General features: G+C 68.8%; 22 protein-coding genes. 18 read left to right on the top strand and 4 right to left on the bottom strand.

The genetic code is table 11. The features are described from left to right. Positions 1 to 134 precede the first annotated feature (134 nt). Positions 135 to 884 (bottom strand): site-specific DNA-methyltransferase, encoded by a 750-nt coding sequence (locus tag AB0J02_RS41215; RefSeq protein ID WP_363199061.1) that lies wholly within the window; start codon positions 882 to 884, stop codon positions 135 to 137. Positions 885 to 1,520: 636 nt separating this feature from the next. On the opposite strand from AB0J02_RS41215, the gene AB0J02_RS41210 reads away from it, so the two are divergent. The 9 genes from AB0J02_RS41210 (at position 1,521) to AB0J02_RS41170 (ending at position 9,319) form a co-directional block, all read left to right on the top strand. Continuing rightward, positions 1,521 to 2,654, top strand: coding sequence for a C40 family peptidase (locus AB0J02_RS41210; RefSeq protein ID WP_363199062.1), 1,134 nt, complete (start codon positions 1,521 to 1,523; stop codon positions 2,652 to 2,654). Between the two features lie 73 nt (positions 2,655 to 2,727). Beyond that, positions 2,728 to 3,036, top strand: coding sequence for a DUF6112 family protein (locus AB0J02_RS41205; RefSeq protein ID WP_363199060.1), 309 nt, complete (start codon positions 2,728 to 2,730; stop codon positions 3,034 to 3,036). Further along, on the top strand, positions 3,036 to 3,722 hold the full coding sequence (locus AB0J02_RS41200; protein ID WP_363199059.1) for a hypothetical protein: 687 nt from the start codon (positions 3,036 to 3,038) through the stop codon (positions 3,720 to 3,722). Before AB0J02_RS41205 ends, AB0J02_RS41200 begins: the two co-directional genes overlap by 1 nt. Before the next feature lie 58 nt (positions 3,723 to 3,780). Continuing rightward, a complete protein-coding gene (locus AB0J02_RS41195) occupies positions 3,781 to 5,118 on the top strand; it encodes an ATP-binding protein (RefSeq protein ID WP_363199058.1) in 1,338 nt (445 codons plus the stop codon). Between the two features lie 98 nt (positions 5,119 to 5,216). Continuing rightward, positions 5,217 to 6,686, top strand: a complete 1,470-nt coding sequence (locus AB0J02_RS41190; protein ID WP_363199057.1) for an SCO6880 family protein — start codon at positions 5,217 to 5,219, stop codon at positions 6,684 to 6,686. Between the two features lie 48 nt (positions 6,687 to 6,734). After that, entirely contained in the window at positions 6,735 to 7,190 is a 456-nt protein-coding gene (locus AB0J02_RS41185) for a DUF6238 family protein (RefSeq protein WP_363199056.1), read from the top strand. A gap of 18 nt (positions 7,191 to 7,208) precedes the next feature. Continuing rightward, on the top strand, positions 7,209 to 8,711 hold the full coding sequence (locus AB0J02_RS41180) for an ATP-binding protein (protein WP_363199055.1): 1,503 nt from the start codon (positions 7,209 to 7,211) through the stop codon (positions 8,709 to 8,711). A 100-nt stretch (positions 8,712 to 8,811) separates the two neighbouring features. Beyond that, the gene (locus AB0J02_RS41175) at positions 8,812 to 9,000 is read left to right on the top strand and encodes a hypothetical protein (RefSeq protein ID WP_363199054.1); all 189 of its coding nucleotides are present in this window, start codon (positions 8,812 to 8,814) and stop codon (positions 8,998 to 9,000) included. Beyond that, a complete protein-coding gene (locus AB0J02_RS41170; protein WP_363199053.1) occupies positions 8,993 to 9,319 on the top strand; it encodes a hypothetical protein in 327 nt (108 codons plus the stop codon). Before AB0J02_RS41175 ends, AB0J02_RS41170 begins: the two co-directional genes overlap by 8 nt. A 205-nt stretch (positions 9,320 to 9,524) precedes the next feature. Here the strand turns inward: AB0J02_RS41170 and AB0J02_RS41165 are convergent, their stop codons facing one another. From AB0J02_RS41165 to AB0J02_RS41155, 3 genes are all read right to left on the bottom strand, one after another. Next, positions 9,525 to 10,139, bottom strand: a complete 615-nt coding sequence (locus AB0J02_RS41165; RefSeq protein WP_363199052.1) for a hypothetical protein — start codon at positions 10,137 to 10,139, stop codon at positions 9,525 to 9,527. Positions 10,140 to 10,243: 104 nt separating this feature from the next. Further along, entirely contained in the window at positions 10,244 to 10,912 is a 669-nt protein-coding gene (locus AB0J02_RS41160) for a hypothetical protein (RefSeq protein ID WP_363199051.1), read from the bottom strand. Positions 10,913 to 11,013: 101 nt separating this feature from the next. Then, entirely contained in the window at positions 11,014 to 11,409 is a 396-nt protein-coding gene (locus AB0J02_RS41155) for a hypothetical protein (RefSeq protein ID WP_363199050.1), read from the bottom strand. Between the two features lie 504 nt (positions 11,410 to 11,913). On the opposite strand from AB0J02_RS41155, the gene AB0J02_RS41150 reads away from it, so the two are divergent. The 9 genes from AB0J02_RS41150 (at position 11,914) to AB0J02_RS41110 (ending at position 19,267) form a co-directional block, all read left to right on the top strand. Next, positions 11,914 to 12,126, top strand: a complete 213-nt coding sequence (locus AB0J02_RS41150) for a hypothetical protein (protein WP_363199049.1) — start codon at positions 11,914 to 11,916, stop codon at positions 12,124 to 12,126. Between the two features lie 89 nt (positions 12,127 to 12,215). After that, positions 12,216 to 12,938, top strand: coding sequence for a hypothetical protein (locus tag AB0J02_RS41145; protein ID WP_363199048.1), 723 nt, complete (start codon positions 12,216 to 12,218; stop codon positions 12,936 to 12,938). A gap of 33 nt (positions 12,939 to 12,971) precedes the next feature. Then, the gene (locus tag AB0J02_RS41140) at positions 12,972 to 13,469 is read left to right on the top strand and encodes a hypothetical protein (RefSeq protein WP_363199047.1); all 498 of its coding nucleotides are present in this window, start codon (positions 12,972 to 12,974) and stop codon (positions 13,467 to 13,469) included. Between the two features lie 34 nt (positions 13,470 to 13,503). Continuing rightward, entirely contained in the window at positions 13,504 to 14,211 is a 708-nt protein-coding gene (locus AB0J02_RS41135; protein WP_363199046.1) for a hypothetical protein, read from the top strand. 116 nt (positions 14,212 to 14,327) lie between these two features. Then, positions 14,328 to 16,124, top strand: a complete 1,797-nt coding sequence (locus AB0J02_RS41130; RefSeq protein ID WP_363199045.1) for a TraM recognition domain-containing protein — start codon at positions 14,328 to 14,330, stop codon at positions 16,122 to 16,124. Between the two features lie 90 nt (positions 16,125 to 16,214). Next, positions 16,215 to 16,451, top strand: coding sequence for a hypothetical protein (locus AB0J02_RS41125; protein WP_363199044.1), 237 nt, complete (start codon positions 16,215 to 16,217; stop codon positions 16,449 to 16,451). Further along, positions 16,448 to 17,623, top strand: coding sequence for a DnaB-like helicase N-terminal domain-containing protein (locus tag AB0J02_RS41120; protein WP_363199043.1), 1,176 nt, complete (start codon positions 16,448 to 16,450; stop codon positions 17,621 to 17,623). The genes AB0J02_RS41125 and AB0J02_RS41120 overlap by 4 nt, the downstream gene beginning before the upstream one ends. Continuing rightward, complete coding sequence (locus AB0J02_RS41115; protein WP_363199042.1) at positions 17,620 to 18,222, top strand: hypothetical protein; 603 nt, start codon at positions 17,620 to 17,622, stop codon at positions 18,220 to 18,222. Before AB0J02_RS41120 ends, AB0J02_RS41115 begins: the two co-directional genes overlap by 4 nt. A gap of 433 nt (positions 18,223 to 18,655) precedes the next feature. Further along, positions 18,656 to 19,267, top strand: a complete 612-nt coding sequence (locus tag AB0J02_RS41110) for a DUF4913 domain-containing protein (RefSeq protein WP_363199041.1) — start codon at positions 18,656 to 18,658, stop codon at positions 19,265 to 19,267. The last annotated feature ends 1 nt before the right edge of the window (position 19,268 follow it).

Genomic DNA, 19,268 nt, shown 5'->3' with positions numbered 1-19,268 from the left:
CGACACCCCAACAAGGGTAGACCGCGTCTCACCATGATCGTGTTACGAGCTCTTACGAGAAGGGCTGTTGCTCCACCATCACGGTGGAGCAACAGCCCTTCATACGTTTCGGCCCGTCAGTCCTGCTCTCGCTCTCACTTTTCGGGCCCGGCCAGCACGAAGTCCTCCTGAGTGACTGCGCCGCGCAGCCGCTGTTCAGCGATGTCGGCGTAGTGATCAGACAGCTCGATACCGACGAACTTACGGCCCTCGCGCAGGGCCGCGACGCCAGTCGTGCCAGAGCCCGTGAATGGGTCGAGGACCGTACCGCCAGCCGGGCAGATCTTCACCAGCTCCTGCATGACCTCAACTGGCTTCTGGGTGATGTGGACGCGGTCCTTGCGGGGCTGGCTCGCCGTATAGAGGCCGGGCAGGTAGACGGGATTCCGGTTGGCATCGACAGGGCCCTTGGTGCCCCACACGATGTACTCGCAGGACTGCTTGAGACGGCCCTTCTGAGGGCGGGAGACCGGCTTGTGCCAGGCCGCGATGCCACGCCAGGTCCAGCCCGCGGCCTGCAACGCGTCAGTGGTGGTGGGCAGTTGCCTCCAGTCCGTAAAGATCAGGGCGGTGCCGGACTCCACGGTGGCCCGGTAGGACTCGGTGAGCAGGAGTGTGAGCCAGAAGCCGTAGGAGCGCTGGTCGCGATTCTCGCCGGGGAAGTTGGCGAGGTCGTGGTCGGCGTCGCCGGAGGTGTACTTCGCGCGGGCGCTGCGGCCGGTGCGCTCGCCGCTGGTGCGTCCGCCGCTGTTGTAGGGCGGGTCGGTGATGAGGGCGTCGACGCTGTTGCCGGGGATGCCGGCGAGGGCGGTGAGTGCGTCGCCTCGGTGCAGGGTGTACGGCATGGGGTGGCTCTTCCTTTCCGCAGGAGGGCCGTTGGCGCATCTGGCTATTCGCCGGACGGCGCGGGCCGGTTCATGCCGAGCCTGGTCATGCGAATGCATCGGCCAAGCGGGCAATGAGCCGGAGGTTAACCGTCCCTTTCGGCCGGACCTAATCGACTCCCGTCAACGAAAAGGCCTCTGGAGCTCCTCGGGTTGGGGCCGTTTGGGGCGGCCGTATTTCGTCTCTACAGTCCTGCCATGTTCGACGGACGGGGCTCCGTTCCGTACCGGTTGAGCTGTGCTGATGCGCGTTGCCCGTCCAGCGGGCACGGTCTCGGCACCCGGAAATCGGTCCGCGGATTGGGCGGGAGTGGTCTTCCGTGTGGCGTGTGAGATTACGAGGGCGGCTGGCTGCCGCTCCGCATTCATGAGGATCCGGACGGCCGAGATTTAGACGTTCTCGGCCGTCCGGCTTCCCTCCCCGAATCTCGGAATTGCGCATTTCTGACCGGCTCCGCATGGGTGACCTTTTCGACGAGAACGCCCTGCCGCGCCGCCTACGAGCAAGGAGTTGCTGATGCAGCACGCCCAGGCACGGCCGTCCCCGGCTGCGCGCCTCATACCCGTCAGCCCGGCGATGGAGCCCCGGTCGTGAAGATGGCTCCGGTCATCATCGGGGCCGTAACCCTCGGCCCGCTTCTGCTGGTTGCCCCACTGGCAGTGGCGGTGGCGGGCGTGAACTCTGCGCAGGCCACGTCCTGTTCACCGGACGATGCGCAGGCTGTGGATTCCGCAGCTGTTACCAAGCAGGTGGCGTCGATCCTCAAGGGAGACGGCATGGCTTCGGTGTCGGTCCCTGGGCTCGACAAGCCGACCGAGCAGATTCCGAACGCCAAGACAATTCAGGCCACCGGGGTCGCCATGAAGATCCCTGTCCGGGGCCAGGTGGTCGCCCTCGCAACCGCCCTCCAGGAGTCGGGACTTCGCAATCTCGGCTACGGAGACCGGGATTCACTCGGCTTGTTCCAGCAACGCCCCAGCCAAGGCTGGGGTTCGGCGGCGCAGGTCCGTGATCCGGTGCACGCGTCGACGAAGTTCTACGAGGCGCTGCTCAAGGTCTCAGGATGGCAGTCGATGACCGTGACGCAGGCCGCGCAAGCGGTGCAGCATAGCGGCCTGCCCGATGCCTACGCCAAGTGGGAGCCGCTAGCGACGGCCCTGCAGAAGGCCATCGCCTCCTCCCTTCCGAAGCAGTCGGGCTCCGGCTCCGACAAGGACGGAGCCAAAGACTCCGCCGACACCGCGACGGCCGCCGAGTGCGGCACCGGGGAGGACGGCCCCAAGTTCGGGCCGATCCCCGCCGGCGCCGTCCCCAAGGGCTACAAGATCCCGAGCGATGCACCCACGTCGGTCCAGAAGGCCATCCGTTGGGGTTTCGGTCAGCTCGGCACTCCGTATCAGTGGGGTGGCGAATGCAGCGATCCGCACGGGCAGGACCCGATGGGCCGCTGCGACTGCTCGTCGCTGATGGAGGCATCGTACAAGGCCGGCGGAGTTTCGATCACCCGCACGACGTACACGCAGGTCAAGGAAGGCAAGGCGGTCAGCGTCGATGCCCTCAAGCCGGGTGACCTCCTGTTCACCAGCGGCACGGCCGAAGTCCCCGAACACGTAGGGATGTTCATCGGCGACGGCCTGATCCTTCAGGCTCCGCACACCGGCGACGTGGTCAAGATCTCCACCCTCGCTGACTGGCGGCCACGCGTGCTCGCCGTCCGCCGGATCGTCTGACCGGCGCTCCTCTCCTCCCTCCCCTCCGCCTCTTTCCGGGCCTTCGCGCGGTCAAAATCAAACTGGAGTTCCAGTGAAGCTCATTCAGCATGCCCAGCTCCTGGCGTACAACCCCGGCGTCAGCCCGAGCGAGGGCGGCCTGCCCGGCCTCGACGTCCTGAAGAAGGTCATCAACAGCATCAACCTCTTCGGGATCATCGCCGTGGTCGGTGCGCTCGCGATCTCCGCCCTCGTCTGGGCCTGGGGACACCACAGCGGCGGCCACCAGGCCGAGGCCAACGGCAAGAAGGGCACGGTCGTGGCCGCAGGATGCGCCCTTCTGCTGGGCGCCGCCAACGGGATCGTCGCGTTCTTCTCGGCAATGGGGACGCAGGTCCACTGATGCCGAAGAAGCGACTCCTCTCCTCAAGCGAGCAGATCCACCGGGGCCGCTCCTCGGTGGGCCGCCGCGCGGCTATCGGCGGCGTCGTCCTGGCGGTGCTGCTGGCGGTCGCGGGCCTAATCGCTTACCTGACCCGCACCGAGACCGACGCCCCGGCAAAGTCGGCTCCCGAGCCGTCGTCCTCGTCGGCCGATTCCTCCCCGCCCTCCGCGTCTAAGACAGGTTCGGCTGTGGCCGCGCCGCCAAAGACGAGCGATCCGATCGCCTTCGCGAAAGCCGCCACCAAGGCCCTGTGGAGCTATGACACACGCTCCTTCTCGCAGGCCGCGCACCTGGTCGGGCTCAAGCGGTGGATGGCGGGCGAGGACAAGATCGCCGACTGGAAGTCGGTCACCGAGCAGGTCCCCAGCCCTGTGCTGTGGTCGCGGATGCACGACAACCACCAGCATGCCGAGGCCACAGTCGGCGAGGGCCATTTCCCCCAGGCGTTCAAGACCGCTCTGGCGCAGGATCCTGGCGCGATCACTGAGTCGTACGTCTACGCCGTCACGGTCTCCGGCAAGCAGTCCATCGGCTGGAAGGGCTCCGGGGCCGGAGCCGAATCCCGGTCCACGACCCTCGCCGTCCAATGCCGCTCGCATCACGACTGCGCGCTGGTCGGGGTCCTTCCGAACGTATCGCCGTGATCACGGCCCTCAACTCCCGAACGGAGGTGCCCTGATGGGGGCCTGTGACCTTCCTCTGATGAATACGGTGTGCGACGCCGTCGGCGGTGTGGCTGGCGCGACCGGCGAGGCCGTCACTGACGGCATCGGCGCCTGGATCGCCAAGTCGATGGGCGAGATGGCCCAGGCCGCGGCCGACCTGGCGACCAAGGCCGTCGACAAGACCACCGCCATCGACCTGAACGCCGACTGGTTCCGGCAGAACTACGAGCTGCTCCTACCCATCGGTCTGGTGCTGACCGTCGGTACGTTCTGTCTGCAGCTCACCCGGGCAGCCTGGCGCCGCGACGAGCGCGCCCTGGTCCAAGCCGTCTACGGCACGGTGGTCGGCGTCCTGTTCGCGTTCGCCGCCATCGCGTGCACCACGGTCGCGATCACCGCGGTGGATGCGCTGAGCGCGGGGCTGTTCAAGGCCGCCAACAGTTCGGTGGACGACGCGGTGCGCCGCATCATCAAGGTCAACGAACTAGGGGCGATGTATGGCCTGGGTTGGGGCGTGCCCGCACTCATCGCGCTCGGCTGCGCGGTCGGCGCGTTCTTGTACTGGGCCGTTATGGTCGCCCGCAAGGTCGGCATCCTCATCCTCGTCTCGCTCGCGGTGTTCGCCGGTGCGGGCGGCGGCTGGGAGGTCGCACAGCGCTGGCGGCGCGGTTGGATCGAGGCCACCAGCACTCTGATCGTCTCCAAACTCCTGATGACGATTGTGTTCTTGCTGGGTGTCTCCGCCATGGGCAAGACCGAAGCCCACGACGGACTCGGCGCGCTGTCCGACGCGCTCGCGGGCATCGTCGTGATGGTCCTGGTGATGCTCTGCCCGTACGCGACGTACAAGTTCGTGCACTGGGCGGCCGACGGCGGTGGGCACGATGACCTGCACCGCACCGGTGTCGCGGGTATGGCGGTGGCGGCGGGGGCGGCGAAGACCGCGGGCCAGCTCGCCATGCAGGCCGGCACCGGGACGCCCGCTCCGCAGGGCCCGTCGAAGGTGCCGGGCCAGGACTCCGGCGGGGTGGCCTCCGGTATCGACCCGACCGGCGGCTCCGGCAGCGAGCCGAAGCAGACGCGCTTCCGCTTCGGCGAAGACCCGAACGCCGGCGGCGACAAGGGCCGGGCCCTGATCCGTCGGCCTCCCACCGACGGTGACCGCGGGGTCCCCCTCATTCAGCGGCTCGGCCAGAGCGGGGCGGAAGCGGCTCCGGTCTCCTCCGGACCGACCCCGCAGGGCGCGTCCGTCACCCCGCCGCAGGTCCTGCACGAGGACCCGCCGGCGCCCCGGCACGGCGGGCCTCCGCCGCAGGGCGGCGCCACGCCGCAGCGGTGGGTCTATCCCTCCCCGCCTGGCGGATCGGGCTCGTAGCCCGTAGCTGACGGGGCGGCCGGGACCGGATCCCGGCCCGGCCGCCCCGTCTCCCCCCTTCTTGTTCCCTCTGTTCGCGTTCCAAGGACGGCTTCGCCATGCTTTCTGACGCTACCCACCCCGACAGTCCCGCCACCGTAAAGTTCCCACACCGCTCGCGCCGTGGCCTGTTGCTCGGTCTCACCGCACCGCAACTGGTCGTCGTCTCGTCCACCGGCCTGGTGCTGCTCGCGGTGCTGCTCACCTCCGGCGTAACCGGAGCCCTCAAGCTGATCCCCGTGTGGGCGTTGGTGCTGGCTGGTGTCTTCATCCGTCACCGCGGGCGTGCGCTCGCCGACTGGGCGCCGATCGTGATCCGGTACGTACTGCGCCGCTTCCGGGGCCAGCTCATCTGGCTCGCCCGGCCCTCCACCCGGCCGCAGCGTGAGGGCCTGCTGCACCTGCCGGGCACCGCCGCCTCGCTACGTGTGGTCACCGCGCCGGGCGGACGCTTCGGCGCTGTGCATGACCCGCACACGGGCACGCTGACTGCCGTGGTCAAGGTCTCCTCACGGGCTTTCGCCCTGCTCGACCCGGCCACCCAGTCCAGCAACGTTTCCGGCTGGGGCCGCACTCTGGCCGCGCTCGCCCGTACCGGTCACGTCGCCCGCGTGCAGGTCCTGGAGCGGACGGTCCCCGACTCCGGTGACGCCCTCAACCGGTACTGGACCGAGCACGGCGATGCGGCAACTCCGTTGGCCGGGCCGATCTACTCGGATCTGTTGGCCGCCGCAGGGCCCGCCGCCGCCCCGCACGAGGCGTACGTGGCCCTCGCCCTCGATCTCAAGGCGGCCCGTCGTCTGATCAACCAGGCCGGTGGCGGACTGGCCGGCGGCTTCGCGGTCCTGGCACAGCTCACCGCCACCTTCGATCAGGCCGCCCGCAACTCCGGTCTCATGCCGTCTGGTTGGCTGCCCGCGACCGAGATCGCCGGCGTGATCCGCAGCGCGTACGACCCGAAGGCGTCCGCCGCACTCGACCGCTGGTCCTCATCCGGCCGACCGCAGGCCGACCCCGCCGCCGCAGGCCCGATCGTCCTTGTCGAGAAGGCCGACCGTATCCAAACCGACTCCGCCCGCCACGCCACGTTCTGGATAGAGAACTGGCCGCGCATCGAGACCAACCCGGGCTTCCTGCACCAGCTCCTGTTCACCACCGAGGTCCGACGCAGCCTCTCCCTCACCTACGCGCCCAAGGGTCTTGATGCCGCGCTCAAGGATGTGCAGCGCAAGAAGGCCACGGTCATCGCGGACGCGGCCGAGCGCGCCCGCAAGGGCCAGGTCGACTCCGAGGAGGACTCGGTCGAGTACGCCGACATCAAGCAGCGCGAGCGCCAGCTGATCGCCGGGCACGCCGATGTCGCCCTCACCGGCCTGCTCACCGTCAGCGCGGACACCGACGAGCAGCTCAACGCAGCTTGCGCCGCGATCGAAACGGCCGCCGTCGCCGCGCTGATCGACCTGCGTCCGCTGACCTGGCAGCAGGCCGAAGCCTTCACCAACGCCGCTCTGCCGCTCGCCCGCCCGTAGCGCACCCGCACCACCGATTTCCGCGCTCTACCGAAGGGCACCCCCCTCATGTCGACCGAGCCCCTGCCCGATCTGGTCCCGGACTTTGTCCCGTTCGCCACCGCCGCGCTCGACTTCCACCGGGCTCTCAACATGCCCGTCGCCCAAGTCGCCGCCACCCGTGCCGAGCTGGACTCCCTGCACGCCCACGTGATCGCCCTGTACGACCTGCTCGACGCGCACGCCGTACGCACCAGGCCGGTCGCCGGCGCCGAAGGCGACCAACTGTGGGCCTGCCGGATCCGGCTGTGGCAGGCAGCCGACCACCTGCACGCCGCCTTCCATGCAGCTCCGCACCCAGGCACCGGCCGCCTCCCCTCCCTGGAGGCGCGCCGGGCCCGGCTCCCCGAAAGCACCCCCAACCTCACCGCCTGCCAGCGCCATCTGGCCACCGCCGTCCGGGTCCGCCATGACCACACCCCGGCCGACCTGCGCGACCCGTTCACCGGCCTCGCCCGCCACTGACCTCTGGAGCACACCGCCATGTCCTCTCGCACCCGTGCCAGCGCCAGCCCTCTGTTCGTCCCCCGCAAGTCCAACCGGCGCACCGCGCGTGCCACCCGCGACCAGTTCGCCGCCGCCCGCAACAAGGCCCGCCACGCCGGTCGGTCCGAAGCCCGCCGAACCGAGCCCGGCCACGACCCCGACCTGCGCTCCACCTTTCCGGCTGCCGGGCGCCCCGGCCCGGCCTCCGCGCGCGGCGGAAAGCTCAAGCTGCCCGCCCACCGGATGACGACCGCGATCGCCGCCGGCGCCTACCCCTTCCTCGCCGAGGGCGGCCTTGGCGCCCAGGGCATTTACGTCGGCCGCGACGTACACGCCGAGGCCGCCTTCACCTACGACCCGTTCGCCCTGTATGGACGCCTCGACGGATTCACCAACCCGAACATCCTGCTCGCCGGGATCATCGGCATGGGCAAGTCCGCGCTCGCCAAGTCACTTGCCGTGCGTGCCGTCGGCTTCGGCTACCGCATCTACGTCCCCTGTGACCCCAAGGGCGAATGGACCATCGTGACGCAGGAGTTGGGCGGGCAGACCATCGCGCTCGGCCCCGGCTTGCCCGGCCGTCTCAATCCGTTGGACGCCCCGACCAAGCCGTCCGGCGTCGACGAGCAGGACTGGACGGGCGAGGTCCGCAAGCGCCGCCTTCTCCTGCTCGGCTCTCTCGCCAAAACAGTCCTACGCCGCGAGCTGTACCCGATGGAGCACACCGCACTCGACGTGGCACTCGACCAGGTCGTCGCTCACGCCAAAGCCACCGGCACCACGCCCCTGCTCGGTCAGATCGCACACGTGCTGGGTTCCCCCGAGCGCCTCGACGACGCGCTCGGCGAACTCTCCGGACGTCTGGGCCAGGCCGCCGAGGACCTCGCCCACGCACTGCGTCGTCTCGTGCACGGTGACCTGGCCGGCATGTTCGACGCCCCGTCCACCGTGGCATTCGACCCGTCCGCACCCATGCTCTCCATCGACCTGTCCCGGCTCGGCGGCGCAGGCGACGACACCGCGCTCGTCCTGGCAATGACCTGCGCCTCGGCGTGGATGGAGTCCGCGCTCGCCGACCCCACCGGCGGTCGCCGCTGGGTGATCTACGACGAGGCATGGCGGGTCATGCGGCACGTTGCACTGCTGGAGCGCATGCAGAGCCAGTGGAAGCTCTCCCGTGGCCTGGGCATCGCCAACATGATGGTTATTCACCGCCTCTCCGACCTGCTGGCTGCGGGCGACGCCGGATCTCGTGGACGCGCGCTGGCCGAGGGCCTGCTCACCGACTGCTCCACACGGGTCATCTACCGCCAGGAGGCAGACCAACTCGTCTCGTCAGCAGCGCTATTGGGACTGACCGGCATCGAGACAGAGGCTGTCTCCGCGCTGACTAAGGGGCGCGGACTGTGGAAGGTGGCGGGCCGGTCCTTCATCACACAGCACCTGCTTCACCCGCGTGAGCGCGAACTCTTCGACACAGATTTTCGGATGGCTGCCTGACCCGGCCACCACCGAGGCCACCGCGAGGGGGGCCGTGTGCCCTGCGGGCGCCCCTTGCCTCCCGCTCCCCCGCACGACCTCTTCAAAGACAGGCGCCCTCATGTCCAAGTACCCCGCTGTTCGCCGTGCCGTCCGTCGGCTGGCCCGGTTCTACCTCAGCGCCATCACCGACCGCGCCGGCGACCGTACCATCCCACTGGCCACCGGCCCCTTCGGTGCCCTGCACAAATCCCACCGTCTTACCGACCGGGTGCTGGCCACGTGCGCCTCCGAGGCTCACCATGACTGACCCCGCCTGGATCACGCTCGCCCGCCACACCGCCCTGGGTGTGACCGCCTCCGTGTCCAACGACGACCGGGAAGAAGCCAACGGCCTTCTTCCCGACGCCGGATTCTGCGTGGGGCAAGCCGAGTTCGCGTACGTGCTGGGTGCCACGGAGCCGCATTTCCTCGAGCACGCCCTCAATCGGCTCTATTCCGAGGTTGGCGGTCACAGGGTCGTCATCGACGACGTAGATCTCGCCTGCCTCCCCCTGGCTGCCATAGAGGTCCGTGAGCGCGCCGTACATCCGGACCGCCCGCCTGTCCGCAGCAGCGGTTGCTGGTGAGCGCGCGCTTTCCGAGTGGGACACGGTCTCGGACAGCCTCTCCGACGCCGACGGCTGGCCGCTCGATGACCGCTACGGCGTGCGTCAGCAGCAGCGCGACGCCAAGATGTGGGCTCTGTTCGATCCCTGGTCCCGCCCACGGCTCACCTCCGGACGCGGGTCGCGGTGAGGCGAATGTGTCCGCAAGTACCTGATCTGACGGCCGTCATGACGCCGGGGGTTCTTCGTCCATCGCGTTTTCCTCGCGCGGGTCGACGTTGGCGGGATCGCGGTCCTGGAACAGTTCGTAACGACGCCGCTGGTTCTGCTCGTATTCGGCGGCTCTGCGGCGCTTCTCCTTTGTCCGCTCAGAGAAGGGTGGAAGGGGGTCGGAACGGATGTAGGCCGCCAGGAGTTCGGTCAGCTCGTCTGTCAGCTCCGTGAGCCAGCCCACTGCGAAGAAGTGCCGGACACCAGCAGCCCTGAACTGTCGCATGACGACGAAGAGGGACTTCACGCGGTCGCGGAGTTCACGGCTTGGGATGCGGGCCACGGCCCTCTCGACGTTCCGCATGTGGTCGAACATGGTATCCAGGTACGGCGCCCGCTCGTCCGTATGCAGGGTTGCGACATCACCTCTGACTGACCCCAAGAAGTCGCCGAGGGCGATCAGTTCGTTCAAGGCCTTGTCCGCCGCAACCAGGCCGATCTCCAAGAGGCGGGCCTCTTGGGTCAGCTTCCTCTGATGAGTCAGGGTGAACCAGACGCCACCGAAGGACGCTACGCCACCTACGAGGGCACCGCCGAAACCGATCAGACCGGAGAGTACTTCTGCCTGCATGCTGATCATCATGCCGACTGGACAGACCTGCGGGAGCCGGTCTCAGTAATTCCAGTTCAGTGGCCCGGGCCGCCAGCTCCCACAGTGTGCCCACCTAGTGGACTTCACGAATTGATCGCAGCACGCTCATCGGTCGTCAGCTCACGGCTGTGCTGAACGCCGAGTTCGGCCTTGATTTCGTCGGCCTCCATCATCTCGTCGGCAGTGAGTCCGTAGCGTTCGGCGGCCTCCTCGAAGCGCATCAACGTGAGCCCGAGCTTGATGCGTCGGCGTTTGTTGCGCTCCGCCTCGATTCGCGCCTTCACGTCGTCGTGCGCCGGAAGAGGGCGCCCACTGACATAGGTCCCGAGGTACTTCATCGCGTCGTTCAACGCGATCGAAGTGAGGACCACGTGGTCGTCCCACGTGACGTAACCGTCGAATACCCGGATCAGCTTGAGGGTCTCCCGGCACCGGCTGCGGCGCGCGTCCTCCGATACGGGGAGCAGGCTCACGCCGGTACGTGCCCGCACGACCATGACCTGTTGCTCGCGGTTCCATGCCGCCCTGTCGTCGGACGATGAGATCGCGGCCTTGCCCTGCATCTTGCTCAGCAGCTCACCCAAAAGGTCGTACGCCTCCTGCGCTGCCGTCCTCGCTGCTGTATCCCGTGCTGTCCGGTCGGACGCTTTGGCCTGCATCCGGGCTCCCCAGATGCTCGCTCCCCCACCAATCCCGGCACCGATAAGACCCGAGACGAAATTCCCCGACAGGAAGTCGATCCATTGGCTCATGGCGGAATCATGCCGACGGGGCCAGCCCTCATGGGGCTGATCCCGTCAACTCCTGGGCCGACGGGGGCCACAGAATCCCACATAACGGAATATCGTGCGTCTTACCCGAAGGGGTTGCCGCCCTGCGCCTGAACCCCGGCTGTGGCCGCCTTCAGGTAGGCGGCGTAGGTCTCGCGTTGGTTCCAGGTGAACATGACGGTCCGGGAGTTGTTCGCGACGGCTTTCTCCGCCTCGGCGGTAGCAGTGCGGAGCTGCCCGCGGTCTTGTTCGGTGGCGAGCTGCACATATCCGTTCGCGAGACGGGTCGGCTCCTTGAACAGAACTTTGATGACGTCCTTGAGCGGGATCACGGAGTCTTTGGCCCCAGTCACCTTCCCCATGAGCTTGCGCTTGATCTCAGCGCGGTCCGCGTGGAGCGTGACGGCCGCGACGTACCCCTTGAAGACCTGGGCTGCGGGCTGGGGCGACGGTAAGCCCTTCGAGAAGTCGTATGCCATCGGATCAGTGTGCCGTTCAGGCAACTGAGTTGAGCGCGGTACGCACGAAGCCGCCTCCATCTGTTCAGCCGCTCGAGGACCTCGTCCAAGTACGCGAGCAGGCGGCGGTACGCCCCCTCGAGATCGTCGTACTTCCGGGCCAGCTCACGGAGCTTGATCCCGTACTCCGCGAGGTACCCGACGTAGGCCCCGAACTCCAGCTTCTGAGCCGCCGTCATCACCTGCTCAATCACCTCATAGTGGGCGCCGTACTGACCTATCTCCGCCAGGCGCCTGCGCTGCTCGCACACGCCGAGACGGCCCTGGCCCGCTTCGACCCGGACGTCCAGTTGGCCGGACAGGCCGTACCGGCTTCGGGAACTCCGCGCAGCGCTGGAGGGCGCAGCGCAGGTCCAGGGCAATCTCGAGTTCGTATCCGAAATCCTGGTCCAGGATCATCCCGCGTTCCAGGAGACGTGGAGTCGAGCGGTCGCGCTGCGCAACACGGAAGGCTGGCACTACGCCTTGACCTGGGTCGAGCACAGCGCCGCGCTCACCGAAATCACAAAGTCCGAGCGGGAGTTGGACAGTGGCCCCGCTCCGTCGCGGCAGCCCGAGGCGGCCCGTTCTTGGTCCCCGCTCGCGCTCCGGCACATCAATGCGGCGATCGAGTCGTCCTCGGTCCGCCCCGCCGCCGCCCAGCACTTTCCGGAGAGCAAGCCGCCGCGCTCGCGCTGACTAACGGAGATCTCCGGCACCACCAAACCCGCCTTCGGGCCTCATTCTCATCCCTCAGCATGGCTCCGACCTCTGCGAGGTGCATCTTCGTGGCGGACACACGCCCGCACATCACCATCGGCCACCACGCTCAGTACGGTGTCGTCGCCGCGACGTCCCACGACAACCACGTCGCCGAGCACGTCCTGGGACTCGTCGGCTTCGAGCGCCTGCCCGACAGCGACCTGTACGCCCTGACCGACCCACACCATGACCTTGTCCGGCGCGGCGGACAGGCGGTGCAGTCACTGCGGGCCGCGCAGTACAACGTCAGCTCCGACGCGGCCTACGACCTTCAGCCCCAAACTCGCCTGTCGCAGACCTCCGGTCTCCTCGACCGGCTGGAGAAGACGCCCTCAGCGGCTCCTTCCATCCCCGAGACCGCCGCTGCCGCTGCCCCTACTCACGCCATAATCCAGGCCGGCCGAATCGTCACGCACGACCAGGGCCACAGTCCCGAAGGCACGCTGAGGACGGTCAGCAGCAATACGCGGACGCGCGGGGGTGTCCTGCTCCATAGCGAGGATGACCTCCGGTACGTCGAATCGCGCCTTCCCAGCACCGATGTCGCCGTCTCCTACATCCGGGGCAACGGGCGCCCCGAGTCGGGCCCGGTCACGGAGCAACGACGGGCGCAGGCCGCCACGTCCATCTCCCCGGCCCGCGCCGCCAAGGCGCCCTCTGAGGGCCACCCAGCCCTGATCCCCCACGGCCAGGGTCGGGCAGCAACACCCACCCACACCGCGTCGGACAAGAAGAGCCGTACGCGCTAATCCCACCACTCACCGACTCCAAGGAGTCTGCTCATGGCAGTCAAGAAGCTGTGGACCATCGACCACGCCTGCGGACACACCACCGAGGCGGACCTCTCCGGCCGCGCCGCCGACCGGCGGGCCGGATACGCGCGCTGGCTCGCCGAACGCGACTGCATCGGCTGCTGGCGTGCCGCCCGCGACGACGACGCAGAGGCCAAGGCCGAGTGGCTCGCGACCCGGCGGGCCGCGGAGCAGGACGAGGCCAAGTCCTGGTCCGATCAGTACCGCATGCCACCGCTGGAGGGCACCGATCGCGCCGTCACCTGGGCCGTCCGCTGCCGCCACCAGCTCGTCTCCGCCGCCTACACCGCACTCGTCGTCGAGGGCGCCACCAGTGAGGCCGAGTGGGAGGCGATCGAGGACCTCATCCGTCCGGTGACCCGTGCCGGCTGGTGGATCGACCAGCGCGACGCCGACCCCGTTGATCTACCCGAGCTGCTAGAGGCGGCCTCCCCCGCCGACCGGCCGACCGAGAACCCCCACTTCTAGTCCCGTCGATCCCGCACCCCACCGGAGCCCTGCCATGCTCACCCCGCCCGACATCACGATCACACGCGAACACGACGGCAACGTCATCGCCGAGGGCGGTGACGAACTCGCCCGCACCCTCCTCAAGCGCGCCGGCTTCCAGTACGAGCAAGCGATCCGCTCCTTCTGGTACCGGCTGCCCTGGGACATGGGCGAGAAGCGCGAGAACGAAATGGCCAGCCACGCCGCCCAGCTGCTCACCGCCGTCGGCTACCGGGTCGACATCGCCCCCGACCTGTTCGTCGGCCCGACAACCACACCATCGGACCCTCAGGGCCGCCTCCTCTACGGACACCAGATCCTCAACCTGACCGACCAACTCAACGGTGCCGAAACCGCCGGGGCAGCGGCCGGGCTCACCGAGCACGTCCTAGATGTCAACGACGGAGTGCTCGTCCGGCTCAGCGAGTTCTTCGAGGCCGCAGCCGAGAAGGCAAAGGAGACCGGCACCGACGAGGGCTGGGACCTGGCATACGACTTCAACGAGGCCGCCTCCACACTGACTTCCCTGGGCGAGCGCCTCGACATCGCCACCGATCAGCTCCGTGCGCTCGACCGTCCGCCGAGGCCGAATTGGCAGGCCCAGATCGCGAACTACTACGGCAGCGCCCCGGCCGCCCAGCACCCGGTGAGGACCACCGCCCCGACCGGCGCTCCCTCCGCCGCTCCACCGCCCGCGCCCAAGCCAGGCCAATCCCGATAACTCGCCGCGCCCACTCATCTCCCGACCGCACCCATACGGAGACAGCCCGTGATCACCAGAAGAACCCGCCGGCCCCAGCCCTTCCTCCTCCCCGCACCACGTCATGGGACCGCGCCTTGTCTCCTTCACGCACCACCAGCACGCCCTCGACCACCACCGGCACCGACGCCCTCCTGTACCTGCTGATCGCCAGCGCAGCGCTCGGCATCGGCGGCGGGAGCCTCGCCTGGCTCTTCGGCAATCTCGCCAACGCCACCTTCGGCTCAGATCCTTGGGCCGCCTACCTCCCAGCAGAATCCCTGCTGCACCCAGATCAGGTCTGGCCGCACCTGGCCCCGCCCGCCGTGATCGCCGGGTGCTACTTCCTCCCCGCGCTCGTCCTCCTGTCTGCCGCGCTGCTTTGCGCGAAGGTGTGGCTGCAGCTGCGCGGCAACCCGAAGGGCCTGGCTGACCAGCAGGATCTCGCGGACCTCCTGCCCAAGAAGGTCGCGGCCAAGGCGATAGACCTCCGCCCGAGCCTGAAAAGCACCAAGCCCAAGCTTGTAGCCCCGAACGACCGCGGCGTGCTGCTCGGGACGCTGTCGTCGGGGAAGCGGGAAATCCGCTCCTCTTGGGAGGACGTGATTGTCGCGATCATGGCGCCCCGATCAGGGAAGACGTCCGGCCTGGCCATACCAGCCATCCTGCGCGCCCCCGGTCCCGTTCTGCTGACCAGCAACAAGGCGGCCCGGGATGCATTCACTGCGACGGCTACCGCACGCGCCGAGGTTGGCACGGTGTGGACGTTCGACCCGCAGCAAATCGCGCACGCGCGCCAGGAGGTGTGGTGGGACATCCTCGCCGATGCCCGAGATCTGACCGGGGCCCGGCGCCTGGCGGGGCATTTCGTGACCGCGTCTGTGAACGAGTCGAGCGCCGGCGACTTCTGGTCCACCGCCGCCGCGAACACCCTCACCGCGCTCTTTCTCGCCGCAGCCCGCGACCGCCGTCCCATCACTGACGTGCTGGCCTGGCTCGCCTCACCCGCGGACCGCACCCCGGTAGACCTGCTCCAGGACGCCAGGCTCGACGCGGTCGCCGCCCAGTTGCAGGGCACCGTGGCCGGCGCCGTCGAGACCCGCGACGGCATCTTCGAGACGGCCCGGCAGTACGCCAGCTGCCTCCTCGACCCGGCGATCGCCGCCTGGGTCACTCCGCCCGACGGGCTGACGAAGATCCAGGAGTTCAAGCCCGAGGCGTTCGCCACCAGCAAGGACACACTGTTCCTGCTGTCCAAGGACGGTGGCGGCTCCGCCTCGGCGATCATTGCGGCGGCAGCCGACGCGGTGATGCGCGCAGCCGTTCTCCAGGCCGAGCGCGACGGCGGACGGCTCGACGCACCACTGTTGGCGATCCTCGACGAGGCCGCCAACGTCTGCAAGATCGCCGACTTGCCGGATCTCTACTCGCACCTCGGCTCCCGGGGCGTCATCCCGGTCACGATCCTCCAGTCCTACCGCCAGGGCGTACGGGTGTGGGGCGAGGCCGGCATGGACGCCCTCTGGTCCGCCGCCACCATCAAGCTCGTTGGATCCGGCATCGACGACGCCGACTTCGCCGACAAGCTCTCCCGCCTCGTCGGCGACCACGACGTCCGCAGCGTGTCGGTATCAACCAGCGAGTCAGGCAAGTCGACGTCCGTCTCCATGCGCCAAGAGCGCGTACTGCCAACCGACGCGATCCGCGCCCTGCCCAAGGGCTCCGCGCTGCTGCTCGCGACCGGTATCAGGCCCGCCCTGCTCGATCTCAAGCCGTGGTACCGCGAACCGGACGCCGACCGCCTCGGCGCCGCCTCCGCCAAGGAGACCGCCGCTATCACCGAGCGCGCGCTGGCGAAATCCCTGGGCCGGGACGACTTCGGTCCGGCCGTATGACCCCGCCGGTCGTCCGCCTCGGGCGGGCCAGACCCAGGTGTCCCAGGCCCTCCCACACCCGGCTCCCGCTCCCCTTCTTGAGGTACCGCTATGTCCCATGCCGACCCGTCCTGGGCATCCGTCCGCCGCTCCGAACGCCTTGCCGGAACCCCCGTCGTACGACGCGGCGCCGACTGGTGGCTTGTCGCCCCCTCCGGCACGCTCCTCGCCTCCGACCCGGCCTTCGTCGGCGAACTCGACCGTTTCGCGACCGACTTGGCCGGTGCCGAGCAGGCCGTCACCGCCCTACGTGCCCAGCGGAAACAAGCACGTAAGGCACGGCTGTGACCCCGCTCGTCCAAGCCGAGCAGGCCGTCCTCGGCGCCCTGTTCCTGGATCCCAGGCAGCTCATCGGTCTCTCGGGGTGGCTGCGCCCGGAGCACTTCGACCGCCCGGTGCATGCAGCGCTGTACGCGGCCATGCTCAAGCTCCGGGCCGAGGGCCATCTCGCGGCGACCGCCGGCGCCGACGGTCCAGTGCCGCTGGCCTGGATCACTGACACCGTCCAAGAGGCGAGCGGCCATACGCGGGGGCTGACTGCAGTGTTCCCGCACCTCTTGGTGTCGGCGTGCCCGCGCCCCGAACACGCCCCGATATACGGCCGGATGGTGCTGGAGGGCGCCATCCACCGCAGCGTCGCCCTGCACGCCGGTCGGCTGCACCAGGCCGCGCTCGCCGATCTGCGCCGCGGCTCCGTCGACGAGACGGTGCACCACGCCCAGGTGCTGTCCGACGTACTCGTCGAGCTGGCCCGCGTCTGGGGGACCGAGCCTCGTCCAGTCGCGCCGCCCGACGCGTACTCGCTCCACCCCGGTCGTCCCCACTCGGTCGCCGATCAGGTGCTGGCCGATGAGGAGTTCCTCCTCGGATGCCTCTCCTCCCACTCCGAGCAGTTGCTGGACCTGGTGCACTGGCTCCGTCCCGACGATTTCATCGATCCAGGGCATCAACAGATCTACCGCGCGCTCAGGGCACTGCTCCATCGCGGCGAGCCCATCGACCAGCTGACCGTGCTGTGGGAGGCCCAGCGGCGCGGCGCCCTGTCCGACGGCACGCTTGATACCGATCGCGTCCAACGGGTCTGCGATCCCTTGGTCAGTGGTGCCGCCGAGCACTTCGGCGAGCAGATCGTCAACGCCTCACTCGTGCGTACCGCCGCGACTGCGGCCCGCCAGGTCGGCGCCCTGGCCGACCATGAAGCACTCGCCCCCGGGCAGCTCCTCGACTACGCCCTGTACGCCCTCGGCCCGCTGGAGGATGTCCGCCGCCGCCTGCGTATCGCGCAAGGCATCGAGCCGGGCCCCAGCCACGCCGACGACCGTCCCGGAGGACCGCCGCCTTCGAGCCGCACCGATGCCGCCCTCGCGCGCAGCCACGTCGCAGATGGCTCGCCCGTCTTGGCACCGACGCCATCTCGCGCCGCTCCCCCTGCCCGCCACAACCGACGGAGTCCGTCATGACCGACCACACGGGCCTCGCCGGCCTCGAAAAGGACGAGTTGTATGCCATGGCCCGGGAGTTCGAAGGGCTGCGCGCCGAGATCCTCGGCTCGTACACGTCCCGCTCACTGCCCGACCTCACCTCCGCGTCCCACCACCTCACCACGTTGACGAGCCTGGTCAAGGACGTGTCCGACGCCGTGCTCTTCCGCGCAGCCGACACCGACCCCGGCCTCGACTTCGGCCCGGTCATCCTCGCGTACACCAGTGCCGCTGATCCGGCTGGGCATGCGCTGGCGAGTTATACCGAAGCGTTCGCGCAGCTCGGATTCCTGCGCAGGTACGAGGAAGGTCGGCCCACCCCTGACCTCCAGGACGCCCGTCGGGCGGCATTCGCCGTGAGTCAGGACGGGCTGGACAACGCCGTGGGCAAGCTGGAGGAGACCGTCGATTCCTTGCGCCGTTCCTCCGACCGAATAGACGGGACACCGCCGCGCGTGCTCGCTGCCCTGAGCAGGTCCTCCCTCCCGGCGAACTCGATCTACCGAGTCACGGCCAAGGCCGCCGCCTCTTCTCCGATACGGCTCGCCTTTGCTCCGGAGCCCCGCCACGCCCGCTGAGCGGCCACCCAGCAGCCAGCTTCGCGGCGCCTTCGTCGCGGACGCCGACGCTGTTCGAGGCCGAGGTCCTCTGAGCTGGGGGCCGTACGGGCTATCGCTCGCTGGGAGCGGGTCACGCGTCCGGCGCCCCGCCCGACCGACGAGGCCGGTCGACTCGACTCGCTGTTCGTGGAGTGGATGCAGGGCCTCCCTCCGGGGTGGGTGACTGCCACCCCGGGGCTCGGTCGGCCTGCTCAACTCGCCGCATTGGGCAACGGCGTTGTGCCGCAGCAGGCTGCCCGCTCCCTGCGGCTGCTGGCACCACCCATCGGCTCATGCCGACACCGGCGGCCAGCGTGATCAGCGGCTTCTACGGCAAATCCCCGGCCGGGCCAAACCCGGAACTCTCCGGACCATCGCCACCCCGAACACTCGAACTCGCCAAGGGGTAGTGATGGCTGATCCCGCTCAGGAGAACGAGCCGATACGCGTACCGGACCACGACTTGGATGACCTGGTCTCCACGGTCACCCGGTTGGTAACGGAGAGCCGCAAGCAGGGCGAGGCCCTCGCCCGTCTCACCGACGAGGCACCCCTCGCCGAGGCCGGCGGCAGCGACGACTCCGAGAATCCCGGCGTTGCCGGTCCGGGGGACGCCTCCGCGTCCGCCGGACCGGGGGATTCACAAGAGGGTCCAACGTCGATCTTCATCCTGGCCCTCGACGGCACGTCGTACACCGAAGAACTCGCCGCGCTGACCAACTGGGTGCATCACCTGCTGGTGCCGGTCTACGGGCGAGAGGTCAGCACCTCGCACCCGTGGTGCCGCAAATGGTACGAGCATCCCGAAGCTGTCGCTCGCCTGCACGCTCTGTGGCTGGCCTGGCAGCAGCTCACCGACGTCGAGGCCGGGCTGACCGGTCCATCAACGTGGCACCGCGACCACCTCGACCCAACCCTTCTCCAACTCCGCGCTCCCGATGGCCCGTTCGGGGCATGCACCACAAGCAGCGCGCGCCCCAACCACCGGCTCCTGGCGGCGCCCGATGTCGATCTGGTGGCCTGAC

It is taken from the genome of Streptomyces sp. NPDC050264 (assembly GCF_040655895.1).
Lineage (GTDB): Bacteria > Actinomycetota > Actinomycetes > Streptomycetales > Streptomycetaceae > Streptomyces.
Note: the sequence above shows the minus strand (reverse complement) of the source record. Positions and strands in the feature narration are given on the sequence as shown.

Excerpts from the sequence above, each read along its gene's own strand:
- AB0J02_RS41210 (WP_363199062.1), top strand. The coding sequence starts at position 1,521 with ATGGCTCCGGTCATCATCGGGGCCGTAACCCTCGGCCCGCTTCTGCTG.
- AB0J02_RS41115 (WP_363199042.1), top strand. The coding sequence starts at position 17,620 with ATGACCGACCACACGGGCCTCGCCGGCCTCGAAAAGGACGAGTTGTAT.
- AB0J02_RS41140 (WP_363199047.1), top strand. The coding sequence starts at position 12,972 with ATGGCAGTCAAGAAGCTGTGGACCATCGACCACGCCTGCGGACACACC.
- AB0J02_RS41135 (WP_363199046.1), top strand. The coding sequence starts at position 13,504 with ATGCTCACCCCGCCCGACATCACGATCACACGCGAACACGACGGCAAC.
- AB0J02_RS41155 (WP_363199050.1), bottom strand. The coding sequence starts at position 11,409 with ATGGCATACGACTTCTCGAAGGGCTTACCGTCGCCCCAGCCCGCAGCC.
- AB0J02_RS41180 (WP_363199055.1), top strand. The coding sequence starts at position 7,209 with ATGTCCTCTCGCACCCGTGCCAGCGCCAGCCCTCTGTTCGTCCCCCGC.
- AB0J02_RS41170 (WP_363199053.1), top strand. The coding sequence starts at position 8,993 with ATGACTGACCCCGCCTGGATCACGCTCGCCCGCCACACCGCCCTGGGT.
- AB0J02_RS41125 (WP_363199044.1), top strand. The coding sequence starts at position 16,215 with ATGTCCCATGCCGACCCGTCCTGGGCATCCGTCCGCCGCTCCGAACGC.
- AB0J02_RS41190 (WP_363199057.1), top strand. The coding sequence starts at position 5,217 with ATGCTTTCTGACGCTACCCACCCCGACAGTCCCGCCACCGTAAAGTTC.
- AB0J02_RS41215 (WP_363199061.1), bottom strand. The coding sequence starts at position 884 with ATGCCGTACACCCTGCACCGAGGCGACGCACTCACCGCCCTCGCCGGC.
- AB0J02_RS41195 (WP_363199058.1), top strand. The coding sequence starts at position 3,781 with ATGAATACGGTGTGCGACGCCGTCGGCGGTGTGGCTGGCGCGACCGGC.
- AB0J02_RS41165 (WP_363199052.1), bottom strand. The coding sequence starts at position 10,139 with ATGCAGGCAGAAGTACTCTCCGGTCTGATCGGTTTCGGCGGTGCCCTC.
- AB0J02_RS41110 (WP_363199041.1), top strand. The coding sequence starts at position 18,656 with ATGGCTGATCCCGCTCAGGAGAACGAGCCGATACGCGTACCGGACCAC.
- AB0J02_RS41160 (WP_363199051.1), bottom strand. The coding sequence starts at position 10,912 with ATGAGCCAATGGATCGACTTCCTGTCGGGGAATTTCGTCTCGGGTCTT.
- AB0J02_RS41200 (WP_363199059.1), top strand. The coding sequence starts at position 3,036 with ATGCCGAAGAAGCGACTCCTCTCCTCAAGCGAGCAGATCCACCGGGGC.
- AB0J02_RS41175 (WP_363199054.1), top strand. The coding sequence starts at position 8,812 with ATGTCCAAGTACCCCGCTGTTCGCCGTGCCGTCCGTCGGCTGGCCCGG.
- AB0J02_RS41185 (WP_363199056.1), top strand. The coding sequence starts at position 6,735 with ATGTCGACCGAGCCCCTGCCCGATCTGGTCCCGGACTTTGTCCCGTTC.